14 protein-coding genes and 1 pseudogene are annotated in these 16,392 nt (G+C 70.5%); 6 read left to right on the top strand and 9 right to left on the bottom strand.

Annotated elements, in window-relative coordinates; all coding sequences use genetic code 11:
* The first annotated feature begins 277 nt into the window (after nt 1-277).
* Nucleotides 278-1,543, top strand: coding sequence for a gluconolaconase (locus AB0M08_RS13595; protein WP_364492403.1), 1,266 nt, complete (start codon nt 278-280; stop codon nt 1,541-1,543).
* Nucleotides 1,544-1,811: 268 nt separating this feature from the next.
* On the opposite strand, the gene AB0M08_RS13590 is transcribed toward AB0M08_RS13595, so the two are convergent.
* The 4 genes from AB0M08_RS13590 to AB0M08_RS13575 form a co-directional block, all read right to left on the bottom strand.
* Nucleotides 1,812-2,921, bottom strand: coding sequence for a hypothetical protein (locus AB0M08_RS13590; protein WP_364492402.1), 1,110 nt, complete (start codon nt 2,919-2,921; stop codon nt 1,812-1,814).
* Nucleotides 2,921-3,310, bottom strand: coding sequence for a hypothetical protein (locus AB0M08_RS13585; RefSeq protein WP_364492401.1), 390 nt, complete (start codon nt 3,308-3,310; stop codon nt 2,921-2,923). Before AB0M08_RS13585 ends, AB0M08_RS13590 begins: the two co-directional genes overlap by 1 nt.
* Nucleotides 3,311-3,400: 90 nt before the next feature.
* Nucleotides 3,401-6,343, bottom strand: a complete 2,943-nt coding sequence (locus tag AB0M08_RS13580; RefSeq protein WP_364492400.1) for a tetratricopeptide repeat protein — start codon at nt 6,341-6,343, stop codon at nt 3,401-3,403.
* A gap of 4 nt (nt 6,344-6,347) precedes the next feature.
* Nucleotides 6,348-6,659: a trypco2 family protein gene (locus AB0M08_RS13575; protein ID WP_364492399.1), complete on the bottom strand. Its 312-nt coding sequence runs from the start codon at nt 6,657-6,659 to the stop codon at nt 6,348-6,350.
* Between the two features lie 286 nt (nt 6,660-6,945).
* Here AB0M08_RS13575 and lon point away from each other — a divergent pair, with 286 nt between their 5' ends.
* Nucleotides 6,946-9,255, top strand: coding sequence for an endopeptidase La (lon, locus tag AB0M08_RS13570; protein WP_364492398.1), 2,310 nt, complete (start codon nt 6,946-6,948; stop codon nt 9,253-9,255).
* 49 nt (nt 9,256-9,304) lie between these two features.
* On the opposite strand, the gene AB0M08_RS13565 is transcribed toward lon, so the two are convergent.
* A complete protein-coding gene (locus AB0M08_RS13565; RefSeq protein ID WP_364492397.1) occupies nt 9,305-10,120 on the bottom strand; it encodes an SDR family oxidoreductase in 816 nt (271 codons plus the stop codon).
* 71 nt (nt 10,121-10,191) lie between these two features.
* Between AB0M08_RS13565 and AB0M08_RS13560 the strand changes: the two genes are divergently transcribed.
* From AB0M08_RS13560 to AB0M08_RS13550, 3 genes are all read left to right on the top strand, one after another.
* Complete coding sequence (locus AB0M08_RS13560) at nt 10,192-10,770, top strand: TetR family transcriptional regulator (protein ID WP_364492396.1); 579 nt, start codon at nt 10,192-10,194, stop codon at nt 10,768-10,770.
* 63 nt (nt 10,771-10,833) lie between these two features.
* Complete coding sequence (locus AB0M08_RS13555; RefSeq protein ID WP_364492395.1) at nt 10,834-11,133, top strand: hypothetical protein; 300 nt, start codon at nt 10,834-10,836, stop codon at nt 11,131-11,133.
* 142 nt (nt 11,134-11,275) lie between these two features.
* The gene (locus AB0M08_RS13550) at nt 11,276-11,584 is read left to right on the top strand and encodes a hypothetical protein (protein WP_364492409.1); all 309 of its coding nucleotides are present in this window, start codon (nt 11,276-11,278) and stop codon (nt 11,582-11,584) included.
* A 19-nt stretch (nt 11,585-11,603) separates the two neighbouring features.
* On the opposite strand, the pseudogene AB0M08_RS13545 reads toward AB0M08_RS13550, so the two are convergent.
* Together AB0M08_RS13545 and AB0M08_RS13540 are read right to left on the bottom strand one after the other, a co-directional pair.
* Nucleotides 11,604-11,864: pseudogene (locus AB0M08_RS13545) on the bottom strand (FAD-binding protein); the annotation flags it as partial.
* A gap of 41 nt (nt 11,865-11,905) precedes the next feature.
* Nucleotides 11,906-12,790, bottom strand: coding sequence for an SDR family oxidoreductase (locus AB0M08_RS13540; protein ID WP_364492394.1), 885 nt, complete (start codon nt 12,788-12,790; stop codon nt 11,906-11,908).
* A 52-nt stretch (nt 12,791-12,842) separates the two neighbouring features.
* Here AB0M08_RS13540 and AB0M08_RS13535 point away from each other — a divergent pair, with 52 nt between their 5' ends.
* Nucleotides 12,843-13,436 carry a TetR/AcrR family transcriptional regulator gene (locus tag AB0M08_RS13535; RefSeq protein WP_364492393.1) on the top strand — a complete coding sequence of 198 codons (594 nt, stop codon included), beginning with the start codon at nt 12,843-12,845 and terminating at the stop codon, nt 13,434-13,436.
* 424 nt (nt 13,437-13,860) lie between these two features.
* Here AB0M08_RS13535 and AB0M08_RS13530 read toward each other — a convergent pair whose 3' ends face one another.
* Both AB0M08_RS13530 and AB0M08_RS13525 read right to left on the bottom strand, forming a co-directional pair.
* Nucleotides 13,861-15,132 carry an L-serine ammonia-lyase gene (locus AB0M08_RS13530; protein ID WP_364492392.1) on the bottom strand — a complete coding sequence of 424 codons (1,272 nt, stop codon included), beginning with the start codon at nt 15,130-15,132 and terminating at the stop codon, nt 13,861-13,863.
* On the bottom strand, nt 15,129-16,310 hold the full coding sequence (locus AB0M08_RS13525) for an amidohydrolase (protein WP_364492391.1): 1,182 nt from the start codon (nt 16,308-16,310) through the stop codon (nt 15,129-15,131). The genes AB0M08_RS13530 and AB0M08_RS13525 overlap by 4 nt, the downstream gene beginning before the upstream one ends.
* Nucleotides 16,311-16,392: the final 82 nt, after the last annotated feature.

Genomic DNA, 16,392 nt, shown 5'->3' with positions numbered 1-16,392 from the left:
CCTCAACGCCTTCGACCTTGCCTTCGAAGGACGCCTCACCACAGGCCGTAACTGACCTTCAAAAAATCGAGTTACACCGTTTTCTTGACACTCCCCTGGCACCCGCATGGTGAGGTGGCCAGCGCGGCGCTGGCTGATTGATACGTGGCCGGTGAATTCCCGTATCCGAGTGGTGAGGTGGAGCGTGGACCGGGTGGCCGGCCACGTATGGGCGTCGATGGTGAGGTAGAGAGGGATAGTGCAGATTGTCACCCGTACGTTAGGAATGGTCTTTGTCGTGGCTCTGGCCGCGTGCTCGGCGGAAGCGCCGGCCGCGCCCGCGCCCTCGGTCGTGCAGGAGTCCGGGGCGGCCGAGGTGGCGGCGCTCGTCGCCACCGACGTGGAAGGGCTGGACAGGCAGGTGATGGCGCCGCCCGGGTGGACCGTGGAGCTCTGGTCGCAGGTTCCCGGGGCGCGGCTGATGGCCTGGACGCCGGAGGGCACGCTGCTGGTCTCCCGGCCGAAGTTCGGGGACGTCGTCGAGCTGACACCGGGTGACGCGGCGCCGGAGAACCGGACGCTGATCAGCGGGCTCAACCAGCCGCACGGGCTGGCCTTCGCCGGGGACACCCTCTACCTGGCCGAGAGCGATCAGGTGAACTCGTTCACCTACCAGGCGGGGAAGCTGACCGGCAAGAAGCTGGTGGTCGGTGGGCTGCCCGACAAGAAGAGCCCGGAGCTGGGCGGGAAGTATGCGCACGCGCTCAAGAGCGTGGCCGTGGGGCAGGACGGGGCGGTCTACGTCTCGGTCGGCTCGACCGGGAACGTGTCCGAGGAGGATCGGGACGCCACGCCGGAGCGCGCGTCGATCCTGCGGGTGCCGCCGGGTGGGGGAGCGGCGCAGACCTTCGCCCGGGGCGTCCGCAACGGCACGGGTCTGGCCGTCGCACCGGACGGCGCGGTCTGGACGGCCGTCAATCACCGGGACAACGTCGAGTACCCCTACGACGAGGACTTCGACGGGGACGGGGAGCCGGACAAGGGGAAGGTGCTGCGCGACTACGTGAACGAGCATCCGTTCGAGCAGCTCGCCCGGCTCGAACAGGGCCGTGACCTGGGGTGGCCGTACTGCAACCCGGACCCGGACGTGGCCGACGGCACGGTGAGCTACACGAACCGGCCGTTCATCCGGGACCTGGCGATGAACGGCGACGGCGCGAAGCTGGACTGCGCCAGTCTCGCCCCGACCGAGCAGGGCATGGGCGCGCATTCCGCACCGCTCGGCCTGACCTTCGTCTCCGGGCTGCCCAGCGGGTACGGCGACGGCGCCCTGGTCGGCATCCACGGCTCGTGGAACCGCAAGCCGCCGCGGGCACCGGAGGTGTCGTTCTTCGCCTGGAAGGACGGCGCCGTCGGCCCGCAGCAGACCCTGCTCTCCGGTTTCCAGCTGGCGGACGGCTCCCGCTGGGGCCGTCCGGTCATGGCGGTCATGGGCCCGGACAAGGCCATCTACGTCAGCGACGACTACGCCGGCGCGATCTACCGCGTGACCGCCCCGGCGTGACGGAGTCGCAGCGTCCTTCTGGCGACGAGAGTTCACCAGGATCACGGCGCCGTCCGCTTTGCCCGCCCGCGCTGCTCCTCCGCGGTCCACCGGCGGCAGCTCCTGGCGGGCGGTGCGGGGTGCCTCAGGGCCTCCGAGGCACCCCGGTGTCCTAGCAAACGGCGCACTCTACTGCTTGATATGCAGGTAATCCTTGGTGATCCGCGCGTTCGGATCGGATCTTGCGGACGCTCATGGGTCCGGCGGTGGCCGCGCCGGTGGGTGGGGGTCAGCCCTGGTCGGTGCCGAAGATGGCGCGTTCCAAGGTGTCGGCGTGCAAGGCCACCTGGAAACAGTGGGCGGCGAGCTGCTGGCTGGAGGTGCCGGCCAGGGGAGTGAAGGACTGCGTGACGATCTTGGGTACGTCGGTGTCGCCGGTGACGAGCGCGATGCGGCCGTACCCGGGAAAAGCGGTGCGGGTCAGCAGGCGTTCCGGCGTGATCAAGGGTGAGGTGGGGCCGACCTCGGCCTCCACGCCGCAGAGGGCGACGCCCTCGCTGAACGGGTCCGTGCCGTCGACGACGAAGAGGCGGACCAGGTGGGTGCGCCCGCCGGGGAGCGGAACCATGATCGTGTAGTGGGTGTCCTGCTGTTCCCAGGTGGCGCCGAGGCGGTCGGTGACCGGGCGGATCCGGCGGGCCAGGCCCTTCGTGCGGCCGCCGGTCGACGCGGCCGGTGCGAGGCCGGCCGGTGCCGAGGGCGCCGGGATCGGGGCGTCGGTGAGCAGCCAGTGGGCGATCAGGTCGTCCAGGCCGATCTCCGGCTCGGGGCCCGCCTCCAGGAAGTCGACGGCCCGTTCCAGGGTCACCGGCCGTCCCCACCCGGCGACCAGCGGGAACCCGCCGAACGCGGTACGCCACGCCGGGGCGTACGCACCGACGTAGCAGGCGCCGAGCACGACCAGCCGCAGCCCGGGGGTGACGGTCGCCGGGTCGATGTCGGCGGGGCCGACGAGCGTGCCGTCGCAGGTCTGCAGGCGTCCGTCGGCGCCACCGTGCCCGCTCCAGTAGAGCCCGGCCGTGCCCTTGTCGGCGACCGCCTCCGTCAGGTCCTCGCGGGTGGCCTGCCGGTCGACGACGACCGTGTATCCGGCGGCGCGGAGTACGGCGACGTCGTCGTCGATGTGGGCGAGCTCCTCGGCGAGCATCGAGCGGTCCTGCTCGCGGCCGGTGCGGTAGCCGAACAGGAAGTGGAACGTCTTCCCGTCGCCCGGCCCGGTGCCGGTCGGCTCGTGCACCGCACGGGCGGCCGGGTCGTCGCTGCGAGAGTCCGCGGTCCAGTGCTTCGGGCCGGGTTCGGCGGTCGCCCAGTCCTCGGGGATGAAGGACTCGGCGGCCATCAGTAGGCGTCCTTCGCGGCGTGCTCGTTCTCGAAGCGGTCCGCGATGTCCGCGATCACCCGCAGCGGCAGGGCGAACTCCTGCTGGTCGAGGGTGGCGATCGCGGCGCGGTGCACGAGCGAGTAGTCGCCGTCGTCGTCGAGGGCGAGCGCACCGAGGTTGAGCGAGTCGTTCTTGCGCAGCGCGACCCGCGGGCTCATCTCGGCCTCGGTGCAGATGAAGCTGCGGAACTCGGCCCACTCCTGGTCGTACGCCTCGTAGCGGCTGACCACGATCCGCTGCTTGCGGCCGCTCTCCAGCCCCCACACCAGGCTGAACCACTCCTGTTCGTCCTTGTCCAGCGTGTAGGTGGTACGGGCGTGCTCGCGCAGTTCGTGCCAGGTCGGCATGTGACTCCTGTCGTTCGTGGAAGGACGGTCGACCAAGATAGCCGCAGTCGATCAACGAACGGATGACGGTGCCCGGTCGCAATCCGTGAGTCAGTGTTCGAGGTGGGCGAGTTCGGCGGCGATGGTGGACGCCTCGGCGGCGCCGAGGCGTTCGAAGACGGCCAGCGCCGCCGCCAACTTGCGGGAACCCGCGGGGACATCGCCGTCCGCGAGGTCGCAGCGGCCGAGGCCGGCGAGCGCATACGCCTCGTCCCACTCGCTCTCGATTCTCTGGGAGAGCGCACGGGCCTGTTCGTGGCGCCGGCGTGCGGCAGCGAGAGCGCCCCGGGCACGTTCCAGATCGCCGAGGCTGTTGAGGACCTCGGCCTCGCCGCCCCGGTCGTCGGTGTCCAGGCAGATCTCCAGCGCCCGCTGGAGCGCGGCGTCGGCCGCGGCGAGGTCGCCGGTCAGGAGGTGGAGGCGTCCGAGTTCATGGGACGCGTAGGCCTGTCCGCCACGGTTGCCGTACTCGTCATAGAGCCGGAGTGCCTGGTCCAGGGCTTGGGCCGCGGCCTCGGTGTCGCCGGTGAGATGCTGCAATCGGCCGATCTGGTTGAGGGCGTTCGCCTGCCCGACCGGGTTGCCCAACTCCCGGTAGATCTCCAGAGCGGTCTGCTGGTTCTCGACCGCGCTGGGGTAGTCGCCGGTGCGTCGGCGGAGGTGCCCGAGTTCGTGGTGCGCGTTGGCCAGGCCGAGCCGATCGCCGACCTCGCGGTGTAGCGCGAGGGCACGGTCGAGAGCCTCCTCGGCTCCGGGGTAGTCGTCGGTGAGGTGGCGTAGGACGGCGATCTCGTAGAGGACGTTGCCCTGGCCGAGCCGGTCCCCGTACTCGGTATAGATCTCCAGGGCACGGTCGAGGATGCCGGTGGCCCGAGCGCCGTCACCGACCATGTAGAGCATCCGGCCCAGCTCGGTCAGCGCGCCCGCCTGCCCGAACTCGTCGCCGAGCTCGCGGAGCGCGGCCAGGGCCTGGTGCTGGAGCGAGATGCTCTGCATCCACGGGCCGTCCAGCCTCGGCAGGACGGCGAGACTGGCCACGAGGTGCGCGAGAGGTCCGGGCCGGCGGTTTTCCTGCAGTTGGCGGACGGTGGCGAGCAGGTTGGCCCGCTCGCTGCGGAGCCACGCGGCAGCCTGCCGGGAGTCGGACAGGTCGGGCAGCGGTCTCGGCGACTCGACGGTCGGTTCGCGGACCGGACGGGTGTGCCGGGCCAGGTGCCTCGCGGCGGTCGCGGCCGCCTGCCGGTAGTAGTCCACCAGCCGGTCGAGGGCCTCGGCCTGGTCGGCGATGGGCTCGGTGCCGGCCCGGCTGCGTGCGTAGTGGGCGATCAGGTCGTGCATGCGGTACCGGATCTGAGGGACGCCGACAGCGCCGTGATCGTCGCCGACCTCCTCCAGGAGATGGTCGCCGAACAGGTCGTCGAGGTGTTGCTCGGCCTCGTCCGGCGGCAGCCCGGTGAGCGCGGCAGCCGCGTAGGCGTCGAACTCGACTCCCGGATGCAGGCTCAGGCTGCGGAAGACCCGTTGCTGTTCGGCGTTGAGGTGCTGGTAGGACAGGTCGAAGGCGGTGGCGATGGTCTCGTACTCGGCGCTCGTGGTGAGCAACTTCGTCCGGGTCATCGTGATCAGCGTCCGGGCTGTCCACCGGTGGTGCTTGGTGAGCAGGCGAGCGAGAATGCGTATCGCCAGCGGCAGGTGGCCGCAGAGCGAGACCAGTTCGGCGACCTCCGCCGGTGCGGTCGCGGTGGTCGGCGCCAGCCGTACGAACAGGCGAGCCGCCTCGTGCGGCGGCAACTCCTTCAACGGCAGTCCGACCGGTGTGCTGGCCAGATCACCGAGGTGACGGCGGCTGGTCACCACCACGAGGCAGCCCGGCGCCGCGGGTAGCAGTGGATTGACCTGGCCGCTGCCGGCCGCGTTGTCGAAGACGATCAAGGCGGTGCGGTCGGACATACGGGCGCGCCATAGCGCGGTCCGCGCATCGAGGCTCTCCGGCAGCTCCGAGGGCGGGACGCCGACGGCGATTAGCAGGCCCGCCAGTACGTCGGTCGGCCGTGCGGCGGCGATACCGGGCGTATGCGCGTGCAGGTCGACGAAGAGCCGCTGTGGGAAACGGTCGGCCAGCAGGTGCCAGAGCTGGGTGGCCAGCGCCGTCTTGCCGACTCCCGGCATGCCGTCGATGGCGTGGATCGCCACCACCGATCCGGGCCGGGCGGCGGCGACCACCGTGGCGATCTCCTCGTCGCGGCCGGTGAACTCGGGGATCAGCGGAAGAACGGTGTGGACGGTGGCCGGTTCGGGCACCGCGGCGGTGACGCTCTCGAGCTGAGAGCGGCCGCCGGGCAGGCCCAGCAGCCGGGCCAGGACGGCGGGTTCACTCGTCGTCGCCAGGCAGTGGTCGAGCCGGACCGCGGTCAGCCAGTCCGGCCCTTCGGCCCGGTGATGTTCGGCGATGACTCCGACCAGGTGCTCACCCGCCCAGAGGGGTGCGCCGGACATGCCCTCCCACGGCGAACCCGCGCTCTCCGGGGTGTCGCGCGGCCCGGACACCTTGACCTCGAGCCGTCCGGTGCGCCGGTTGGAGGCCACGGCGATGCGGGCCGAGGCGTGGTGCAGGTCGCGGACGGCGAAATCGCCGTGGTGAGCGGGGGACGGGCGTAGCTTCCAGCGTGGGAAGCCGGGGGTGTGCGCGTCGATGAAGGCGCCGACATCCTCGAGGCGACCGTACCGGGTCGGGGAGAGTGGGGCAGCCGACGGCGCCTCGATGCCGAGCAGCGCCAGGTCGGCCGCCGTGTCGTACCAGAGCAGGGTTGCCTCGGCCGTCCACTCGGTGGCCCGCTCGGCGTCGCAGCGGACGGCGATGGCCGCGCCGTCGAGGACCACATGGGCGGCGGTGAGGACGGCGGTGGCGGTGACCCGGTAGCCGGTGCCCCGGCGCCCGGGGCGGCCCGGCCCGGTGACGATTATCTCGGCCAGGCGCCGCGGATCGAATCCCACGTCATCACCGTTCGAGGAGGTCCGGTTCTCCATGGATCAGAGGTGTGCGGTCCGGGGCGTCACCCGTGTGGGGTGTCAGCGTCAGCTTGATCCGTTGGGTGATGGTCGACGTACGCTTCCTGCCCGAGGCCATGTCGAGGACCCAGAGTCGGACCTTGCCGTCGGCACCCGAGTCGCGGTGGACACCGACGGTGAGCTCCAGTTCGATCGGGCCGGGCTCGAAGCGCAGTTCCCGCCCGGCACCGGCGCGCACGGCCTGGCTGAGCTCGTCGCGTAAATGACCGATGAGCTCGGAGAGCTCGACCGCGTCGTCCACTGATCCTCCTGGAAAGTGGTTACACCCGGTGATGCCTCAACGATGAAGTGAGGGTATATATCGGCTAAATCGCGGCGCCTGCTCATTGCCGAAGCCAAATGATCACTGAGTGTGTGTGCGTGACTTACCGTAATGGACGCTGGCAAGCTAGGGAAGTCCGTCGATCGAGGTTCGCGGCTTCCGGCGTACCTGAAAGAAGGTCGTGAATTTCGCTGTCGGTGAACGGTGGAAGAGGGGGGAGGGGCGGGAGGTTGAGCGGGTCAGACGCAACTTTTCGGAGGTACGGGTGACCAGCAAGAAGCTTCCCGTGTTGTTCCTGGACGACGTTGTACTGCTTCCGGGGATGGTCGTGCCGATCGAGCTGGATGAAGCGGCTCAGGCGGCCGTGGACGCGGCCCGGACCTCGGCCGGATCGGAACTGCTCATCGCGCCCCGGCTCGAGGACCGCTACGCCTCGCACGGCGTGGTGGCCAGCGTGCGGCAGGTCGGCAAGTCCCGGAGCGGATCCCCGGCCGCCGTGCTGCGCACCGGCGTGCGCGCCCGGATCGGCAGTGGCGTGACCGGCCCGGGCGCGGCGCTCTGGGTCGAGGCCGAGACGGTGGTGACCGCGGCCGCGAACGATCAGACCCGCGAGCTCGCCGCCGAGTACAAGAAGCTGGTCGTCACGGTGCTCGAACGCCGCGAGGCCTGGCAGATCCTCGAATCGGTGACCGCGATCGACGACCCGGGCGACCTGGCCGACACGGCCGGATGGGCGCCCTACATCGCCAACGACCGCAAGCGTGAGCTGCTGGAGACCCCCGACGTGGCGGCCCGGCTGCGGCTGCTGATCGACTGGACGCGGGACTTCCTCACCGAGTCCGAGGTCAACGACACCATCCAGGCCGACGTGCGTGAGTCGGTCGAGAAGCGCAACCGGGAGTACCTGCTCCGCGAGCAGCTCAAGGCGATCCGCAAGGAGCTCGGCGAGGGCGAGGCCGACGGCGGCGACGACTACCGTGCCCGGGTCGAGGCGGCCGACCTGCCCGACGCGGTCCGCGAGGCGGCGCTGCGCGAGGTCGGCAAGCTGGAGCGGGCCGGCGACCAGAACCCGGAGGCGGGCTGGATCCGCACCTGGCTCGACACGGTCCTCGACCTGCCGTGGACCGTCCGCACCACCGACAACGCCGACCTGACCGAGGCGCGCCGGGTGCTCGACGCCGACCACCACGGGCTCGACGAGGTCAAGGAGCGCATCGTCGAATACCTGGGCATCCGGGCCCGGCGCGAGTCGCGGAACATGTCGGTCGTCGGCGGCCGTGGCTCCGGCGCGGTGATCCTGCTGGCCGGTCCGCCCGGCGTCGGCAAGACCTCGCTCGGCGAGTCGGTCGCGCGTACGCTCGGCCGCAAGTTCGTCCGGGTCGCCCTCGGTGGCGTCCGCGACGAGGCCGAGATCCGCGGACACCGCCGGACGTACGTCGGCGCGCTGCCCGGCCGGATCGTGCGCGCGATCCGGGAGGCCGGCTCGATGAACCCGGTGGTGCTGCTCGACGAGGTCGACAAGGTCGGCAGCGACTACCGCGGCGACCCGGCCGCGGCGCTGCTGGAGGTCCTCGACCCGGCGCAGAACCACACCTTCCGGGACCACTACCTCGATGTCGACCTGGACCTCTCCGACGTGCTCTTCATCGCGACCGCGAACGTGCTGGAGACGATCCCGCAGGCGCTCTTCGACCGGATGGAGCTGATCACGGTCGACGGCTACACCGAGAACGACAAGGTCGCCATCGCCCGCGACTTCCTGGTCCCGCGCCAGCTGGAGCGCGCCGCGCTCGCCGAGGGCGAGGTGACGGTCACCGAGGAGGCGCTGCGGGAGATCGCCGCGAACTACACCCGTGAGGCCGGGGTCCGTTCCTTCGAGCGGCTGCTGGCGAAGGCGTTCCGGAAGGCGGCGCTCGGTGTGCTGCCCGCCGTCGTCGAGGCCGCCGACCTGAAGGAGCTGATCGGCCGTCCGCGTTTCACCCCGGAGTCGGGCGAGCGGACCGCGGTGCCGGGCGTCTCCACAGGCCTGGCCGTGACCGGGATGGGTGGCGACGTGCTCTACATCGAGGCGTCGCTCCTGCCGGGTGAGAAGGGAGGCCTGTCGGTGACAGGCCAGCTGGGTGACGTCATGAAAGAATCAGCCCAGATCGCCCTTTCCTATGTACGTGCACACGCCGAGGAACTCGGCATCTCCCCGGAGCAGCTGGACCACCCGATCCACCTGCACGTCCCCGCGGGCGCGGTCCCCAAGGACGGCCCGTCGGCCGGGGTCACGATGACGACCGCGCTGGTGTCGCTGCTGCTCGGCCGCAACGTCCGCGCGGAGGTCGGGATGACCGGAGAGGTGTCGCTGACCGGCCGGGTCCTCCCGATCGGCGGCGTCAAGCAGAAGCTGCTCGCGGCGCAGCGGGCCGGCCTCACCGAGGTGTTCCTGCCCCAGCGCAACGAGCCCGACCTCGACGACGTCCCGGCCGACGTGCTCGCCGCGCTGACCGTGCACGTGGTCTCCGACGTACGCGAAATCCTGAAAACGGCGCTGGAACCGATCGCGGCCGGCCTGGCCACCGCGGCCTGATCGCCCCACCGGTTGTCGTCTCCTCCGGAGGAGACGACAACCGGTGGTCTCAGCCCTGCGCGGCGTGCGCGACGTGCTCCCAGTCGGCCCAGGTCGCCAGCCGCTGGGCGTAGATGTGCTGGACGAGCTGGGTGGGCTGCGAGCCGAACAGCACCCGTAGCGGCGGGTTCTCGGCGTCCACGATCTGCAGCAGGGCCTTTCCTGCGGCGGCCGGGTTACCGTATTGCGCGCCGCCCGAGCGGGCCGCCATCGCGTCGCGCAGCGGCTGGTAGGCGGGGTCCGGGTCGGCGCGTACGGCCGACGAGCCGCCCCAGTCGGTGGCGAAGCCGCCCGGCTCGACCAGGGTGACCTTGATGCCGAAGCCGGCCACCTCCTGGGCCAGGGACTCGGTGAGGCCTTCGAGGGCCCACTTGGAGGCGTGGTAGCCGCCGAGGTTGGGGAACGCGCCGATGCCACCGATGGTGGAGATCTGGATGAGGTGGCCGGCGCCCTGGGCGCGCAGGATCGGCAGGACGGCCCGGGTGACGAAGAACGCGCCGAAGAGGTTGGTCTCCAGCTGGTCGCGCAGCTGCTCCTCGCTGATCTCCTCGACCGCGCCGAAGAGCCCGTATCCGGCGTTGTTGACCACCACGTCGAGGCGGCCGAACCGCTCGTGGGCGGCGGCGACCGCGGCGGTGACGGCGTCCCTGTCGGTGACGTCGAGGGCGATCGGCAGCAGCGCGTCGCCGTACTTGGCCGCCAGGTCGTCGAGCGTGCTCGTGTCGCGGGCGGTGGCGGCGACCCGGTCGCCGCGTTCGAGCGCGGCTTCGGTGAAGTGCCGGCCGAGGCCGCGCGAGGTGCCGGTGATGAACCAGATCATGCTCATGCCCACCACCATACCCGAAACTTAGACGGCGTCTAATCATGGACGGCGTCGAGTGACGGTAAGATCGGGACATGAACCTGCGCGAACGCAAGAAGCTGGCGACCTGGCGCGCGATCCGGTCGGCGGCTCTGGAACTGTTCGCCGCGCGCGGCTTCGAGACCGTCAACGTCGAGCAGATCGCCGCCGCCGCCCAGGTCTCCCGCGCCACGTTCTTCAACTACTTCGCCAGCAAGGAGGCGGTCGTCTTCGACCAGGACCCGGAGGAGCGCGAGATCCTGCGCGCGATGATGGCCGACTGTCCGGCGACCGAGCCCCTCTGGCAGTCCCTGACCGCCATCATGCTCGGCCTCAACGAACGCCTGGCCGACCGTATGCCCCTCCAGCGCCGCCTGAAGGCCGAGTCCCCGGCCCTGGCCCAGTCCACGAAGGAGTTCGGCGACCAGTTCCGCGCCGACCTGACCGCGTGGGTCCATTCCCGCGCCGACGCCGCCGACCCCATGCCCGCCCTGCTCCAGCTGAACCTGGCTTTCGCCGCGACCGGCGCCGCTTACGCGTCGTGGCGCCCCGACGAGTCTTTCCCCGACTACCTGCGCCGCCTCACCGACTGCCTCCAACGCACCGGCCAGGGAGTGGCCACGGCCGGCGATTGAATATCGGGGGAGGCGTGGGCATCGTTGTGCTGCCTGGACACGACCGCCGGCCTGATCAGGGGCATGAGCGCGATCTCGCCACTGCTCGCCATCGAGCAGGAAAGACGCTTCGACACGTCGATGGCATGGATAGGCGTCCTCGACGAGATCACCGAGCGGTGGCTATGGCTGCACGAGGTCCGCCCGAACGCCACCTGGCGCAAGCGTCCGACCGGCTACAAGCTCCGCCACATCACCAAGGCCTTCATCTCCGACCGTTACCTCATCGGCCTCGCGGCCATCGTCGCCACACGAAACCCACCCAGCGACGCTGAAGACGCCCTCATCCGACCGCGATCCGGCCCTGCGGCGCTGCCGGGGTAGGCCGGCCCTGGAGGTTCCTCTACATCGCTGGGTCTCTCTGGTCGGCCTCTCGCTGAAGTCCGGACATGCTTGATATGCAGGTAATCCTTGGTGATCCACGGCATGTTTGTCCTGGTGGATCGGGGTATTGAGGGGTGCCTGGATGTCGGCGTGGAGTGGTTTGCGGTTGGTGCGGTCCCGGGACGCGGCCGGTGGTCTGGTCGTGCGGTTCGGGGTGGCGCTGCTGGATGCGTATCTGGAGTTCCTGGCGGTGCGGTCCCGGCCGAACACGGTGGTCGCGGTCGCGTACGACCTGAAAGTGTTCTTCACCGTAGTCGGTAAGGCCCCGGGCCGGGTCGTCGCGGCGGACGTCCTCGCGTTCGTGACCGCGCAGTACGCCGGTGGCCCTGCCCAGCGGCTGCAGGCGGTCGGTGACGGCGGCCGAGGATGCCGAGCCCGCCGCCGAGCGTGAGCCCGGTGATTCCCACTGTGGGTCCGCACCCGGCCGGGATGGTCCGGCCGTGGGCGCCGAGCCGGTCGTAGACCTCGGCGAGGCGTGTGCCGGCGCCGATGACGGCGCGGCTGCCGTCGAGATGCACCTCGGCCATTGGGCTCGTATCGATCACAACGCCGGTGGTGGTGGATCGCCCGGCGAAGCAATGGCCGCCACCGCGTATCGCGACGGGTAGGTGCCGACGCCGCGCTGTGGCGAGGGCGGCGGCGACGTCAGCCGTCGTGGCGTAGGAGAGCACCGCTGCCGGTCGAATGTGTGCGAAGCGTGCGAGAACCACGGCTACGCGGGGACTGTGCTAGCGAGGTGCCGGGCCCAGTTCGGTTGGCGTCCGTCGATGTCATGCAGGCCGTAGTGCTCGGCGAGGTCCCAGGAGGTGAGGACTTGGCCGGCTCGTTCGGTGACCTGCGGATCAGCGGCGAGCGCGCTGATCGCGCGCCCAATGTAGTGGGGTGTCTCGGACGCCAGGAAGTGGGGGTCACGGGTGCCCGCGTCACGCCAGTTGTCCTCGGTGACTCCGAAGTGGTCGAGCATCGCCTCGGAACGCAGGAAGCCCGGCGTGACGGCCAGCGCGGTGATCCCGTGTTCGCGCAATTCCTCCGCCTGCGCCAGGGCGAGGCGGTTGACGGCGGTCTTGGTGAGGTCGTAGGCGAGATTGCCGCGGTACTCGTGCCCGAGCCCGTCCGTCACCTCGATGATCAGGCCGACGCGGTGCCGCATCATTAGCGGGACGGCGTGCTGGCTGGTGATGAGATGGGTCAGTACCGCGCGTTCCCACATGGCGCGGAACGCGGCCGGGTCCAGGCGCCAGAACGGCGTGCCCCACTCGGTGAGTGGATCGCCACCCCAGATGTCGTTGACCAGGACGTCGAGCCGTCCTTGTTCGTCCTCGACCTGCCGGATGAGTGCCACCACCTGCCGTACGTCGCTGTGGTCGCAGCGCACAGCTATGCCCTGGCCACCGGCCGCGGTGACCAGGTCGGCGGTTTCCTCGATCGTCTCGGGACGGTTCATGTCCGACCGCCCGTTCCGGGAACTGCGACCGGTGACATAGACCCGCGCGCCTGCGGCGCCGAGCTCCACTGCGATGCCTCGCCCGGCTCCCCGGGTAGCACCGGCTACCAGCGCGATCGTGTGCGACAACGGCTTGATCGGTGATGTCTGCATCGGATTAGTGAATCACGGTTTACTAATCTTGGCGACCCGCTAGGCTGCAGCCATGGCTCGACCGCGGACAGTCTCGGATGCCGCCATCCTTGCCGCGGCTGCCCATGCCGTCGGTCAGGCGGGGCCGGCGAACGTGACCCTCGCGCAGATCGGTGATCGCGTCGGGCTGACGGCTGCCGCCCTGCTGCGCCGCTTCGGCTCCAAGGATGGATTGCTGCTGGCCGTTGCCCGCGATGCCGTCGAGGCCGTCCCGGCTCGCCTCGCCGCCGCACGGTCCGCCGAGCGCCCGGTAGCGGCGCTGATCGACATCCTGGTGGCGATGGCGGGCACCGTCCGGAACGCGACCGAGTTCGCAAACCATCTCGCGTTCCTGCTAACGGACCTGTCGGCTCCGGAGTTCCAGCAGATCACCCGAAGGTACGCCGCTGCGGTCGAGACGGTGATCAGCGCGGTGCTCCAAGCCGCGATAGAGGCCGGCGAACTGAATCCCGAGCGCGTCGAGCAGACAACAGCGGAGATGATCCACGCTACCTACAACGGCGCCCTGATCACGTGGGGCATGGCCGGCCACGACGGCAGTCCAGCCGAGCATGTCCGACGACACTTGCTGCACATCACCCGCCCCCTACTCGACTCACCACGCTGAAGCGCGCCATCGACGCCGGCCTGCGCGCCATAGGGAAACACCTGGCTACCGCGACACACGGATCTGCCGCTGATCGTGCGCGGCTGCGGCATGAGGAGGATGGTTGCAGGCTTGCCGTCGCCCCTGGTCTCGTTCTGAACGCCCTAGGCGGCGGTGTCGGCGTGCGAGGGATCCGCGGCATGGCGTCACCCGAGGTGGAGAACATGGTGGGTGGAGTATCTCGATCTGACGCCGTACGCGTACTCCCGCTGCCTATGCGAGCGGTGGGCTGGCTGGGTGGTGAACACGGTATCCAGGGCGGTGCCGCGAACCCCTTGGAGGAAGCTGAGTTGGGGCTTCGAGATCCCGGCTACTTTCGCCCGCAAATCGACCCCAACGTGCCAGGGTCTCACTACCGACGTACGCGGCGGCGAGGGGAGAACGGTCAGCAGTCGACGATGTTGACGGCGAGTCCTCCGCGTGCCGTCTCCTTGTACTTGGACTTCATGTCGGCGCCGGTCTCCTTCATGGTTTTGATGACTTTGTCGAGGGAGACGTGGTGGCGGCCGTCGCCGCGCAGCGCCATCCGGGCGGCGGTGACGGCCTTGACCGCGGCCATCCCGTTCCGTTCGATGCACGGGATCTGGACCAGGCCGCCGATCGGGTCGCAGGTCAGGCCCAGGTTGTGCTCCATGCCGATCTCGGCGGCGTTCTCCACCTGCTCGGGGGTGCCGCCGAGCACCTCGGCGAGTCCGGCGGCGGCCATCGCGCAGGCCGAGCCGACCTCGCCCTGGCAGCCGACCTCGGCGCCGGAGATGCTGGCGTTGCGTTTGAAGAGCAGCCCGATCGCGCCGGCGGCGAGCAGGAACTGGACCACGCCCTCGGGGGAGGCGCCGGGGACGAAGCGGGTGTAGTAATGCAGCACGGCCGGGATGATGCCGGCGGCGCCGTTGGTGGGTGCGGTCACCACCCGCCCGCCGGCCGCGTTCTGCTCGTTGACGGCCATGGCGAAAACGGTCAGCCATTCCATCGCGTGCGCGGCGGGGTCGCCGGCGGCGCGGAGCTGGCGGGCGGTGACGGTGGCGCGGCGGCGGACGTTGAGGCCGCCGGGGAGCAGGCCCTCGGTGGTCAGGCCGGCGTCGACGCATTCGCGCATGACCTGCCAGATCCGCAGCAGGCCGGTGCGGACCTCGGCCTCCGGCCGCGACGCCGCCTCGTGGGCGAGCATCAGGGCCGAGATCGACAGGCCGGTGGTCCGGGTGGCTGCCAGCAGTTCCTGACCGCTTTCTATCGGGTACGTGGTAACCCGGGCATCCACGGCCCCCTCCTCCACGATGAAGCCGCCACCGACGGAGAAATAGGTCCGCCGCAGGGTCTCGGTGCCCGCCGCGGTGATGGTCATCGCGTTGGAGTGGCCGGGCAGCGACCGCCGCCGGTGCAGCATGATCTCCACCGGGAACCCGAAGTCGCCGGTGGAGACCTCGAGGCCGGTGTCGACCGTCTCCGGGTCCTCGCCGGCCAGGCCGAGCAGCACCGCCCGGGGTGTGCCGTGCCCGTGACCGGTGGCGCCCAGCGACCCGAACAGGTCGACCCGGATCGCCGTCGGCGGCTCGGTCAGCTCCCGCATGAACCTGCGGGCGGCGCGCATCGGCCCGACCGTGTGCGAGCTGGACGGGCCGATGCCGATCGAGAACAGGTCGAGGACCGAGACGGTCACGAGCGCTCCGACAGCGTGCCGCGCCGGGCCTGCCGGTCCAGGTACGCGGCCCGCTGGACGGGGTCGGTGGCGAGGGCGATCGCGGCGGCGGCCATCGCCTTGGCGCCGAACAGGATCGCGTCGTCGGCGGCGGGGGAGTCGGTGACGGCGGCGAACTCGCGGGTGTGCGGCATCGTGGTGGCGCCGGCGATGCCCAGGCCGGGGTGGATGCTGGGGATGACCTGACTGATGTTGCCCATGTCGGTGGAGCCGCCGACGATGCCGGGCGGCATGGCGTGGACGGTCCGGCCCAGCGCGGTCAGCGCCCGGCCGTACGCCTCGGTGAGGAAGGCGTCCTGGCGTAGGTCGAGGTAGTCGGGGTGGGACTGGCGGAGTTCGAGGGTGGTGCCGGTGGCCAGGGCGGCGCCGTGGAAGCAGTTGTGGACCCGCCGTTTGAGGTCGGGCATCTGCTCGGCGGTGAGGGTGCGGAACTCGTACTCCAGGCGGGCGCGCTCGGGGATGATGTTGGACCGCCGGCCGCCCTCGGTGACGATGCCGGCGATCCGGAACTCGCCGGGGATCTGCTGGCGCAGCTGGCCGATCGCGACCTGGGCGACGACCGCCGCGTCGGCGGCGTTGACGCCGGTGTGGGGCGCGGCCGCGGCGTGCGCGGCCCGGCCGTGGAAGGTCGCCTCGAAGCGGCTGGACGTCTGCGAGCTGACCTTGACGTCGACGACGTCGACGCCGGGGGCGGGGTGCACCATCATCGCGACGGTGACGTCGTCGAAGGCGCCGTGGTCGAGCATCAGCACCTTGCCGGCGCCGGTCTCCTCGGCGGGGGTGCCGATCAGCTTGACCCGGATGCCCAGCTCGTCGGCGACCGCGGCGAGGGCGATCGCGGCACCGGCGCCGGCCGCGCAGATGACGTTGTGGCCGCAGGCGTGGCCGATCTCGGGCAGCGCGTCGTACTCGGCGCAGACGCCGACGGTCAGGTCGCCGGCGCCGTAGGTGGCGGTCAGCGCGGTCGGCAGGTCGCCGACCCCGTGCTCGACGGCGAAGCCGGCGTCGCGCATCAGGGCGGCGAGCTTGGCCGAGGACGCGAACTCCTCGAACGCGGTCTCCGGTTCGGCGTGCAGGCTGTGGCTCAGCGCCACCAGACGGTCGCGCCACCGGTCGGCAACGGTCCAGGCGAGGGTCATCCAGAACTCCTAAGGAAACGAGGCGTTTCCGAGGCTAGCGTCAGGAAGACGATTTGAAAAGACTCTTCAGCGCTGAAGGAAA

Origin of the sequence: Actinoplanes sp. NPDC051851, from assembly GCF_040681165.1 — a bacterium.
Taxonomy (GTDB): domain Bacteria; phylum Actinomycetota; class Actinomycetes; order Mycobacteriales; family Micromonosporaceae; genus Actinoplanes.
The sequence above is the reverse complement of the archived record's forward strand: the minus strand, read 5'-3'. Positions and strand labels throughout refer to the sequence as shown.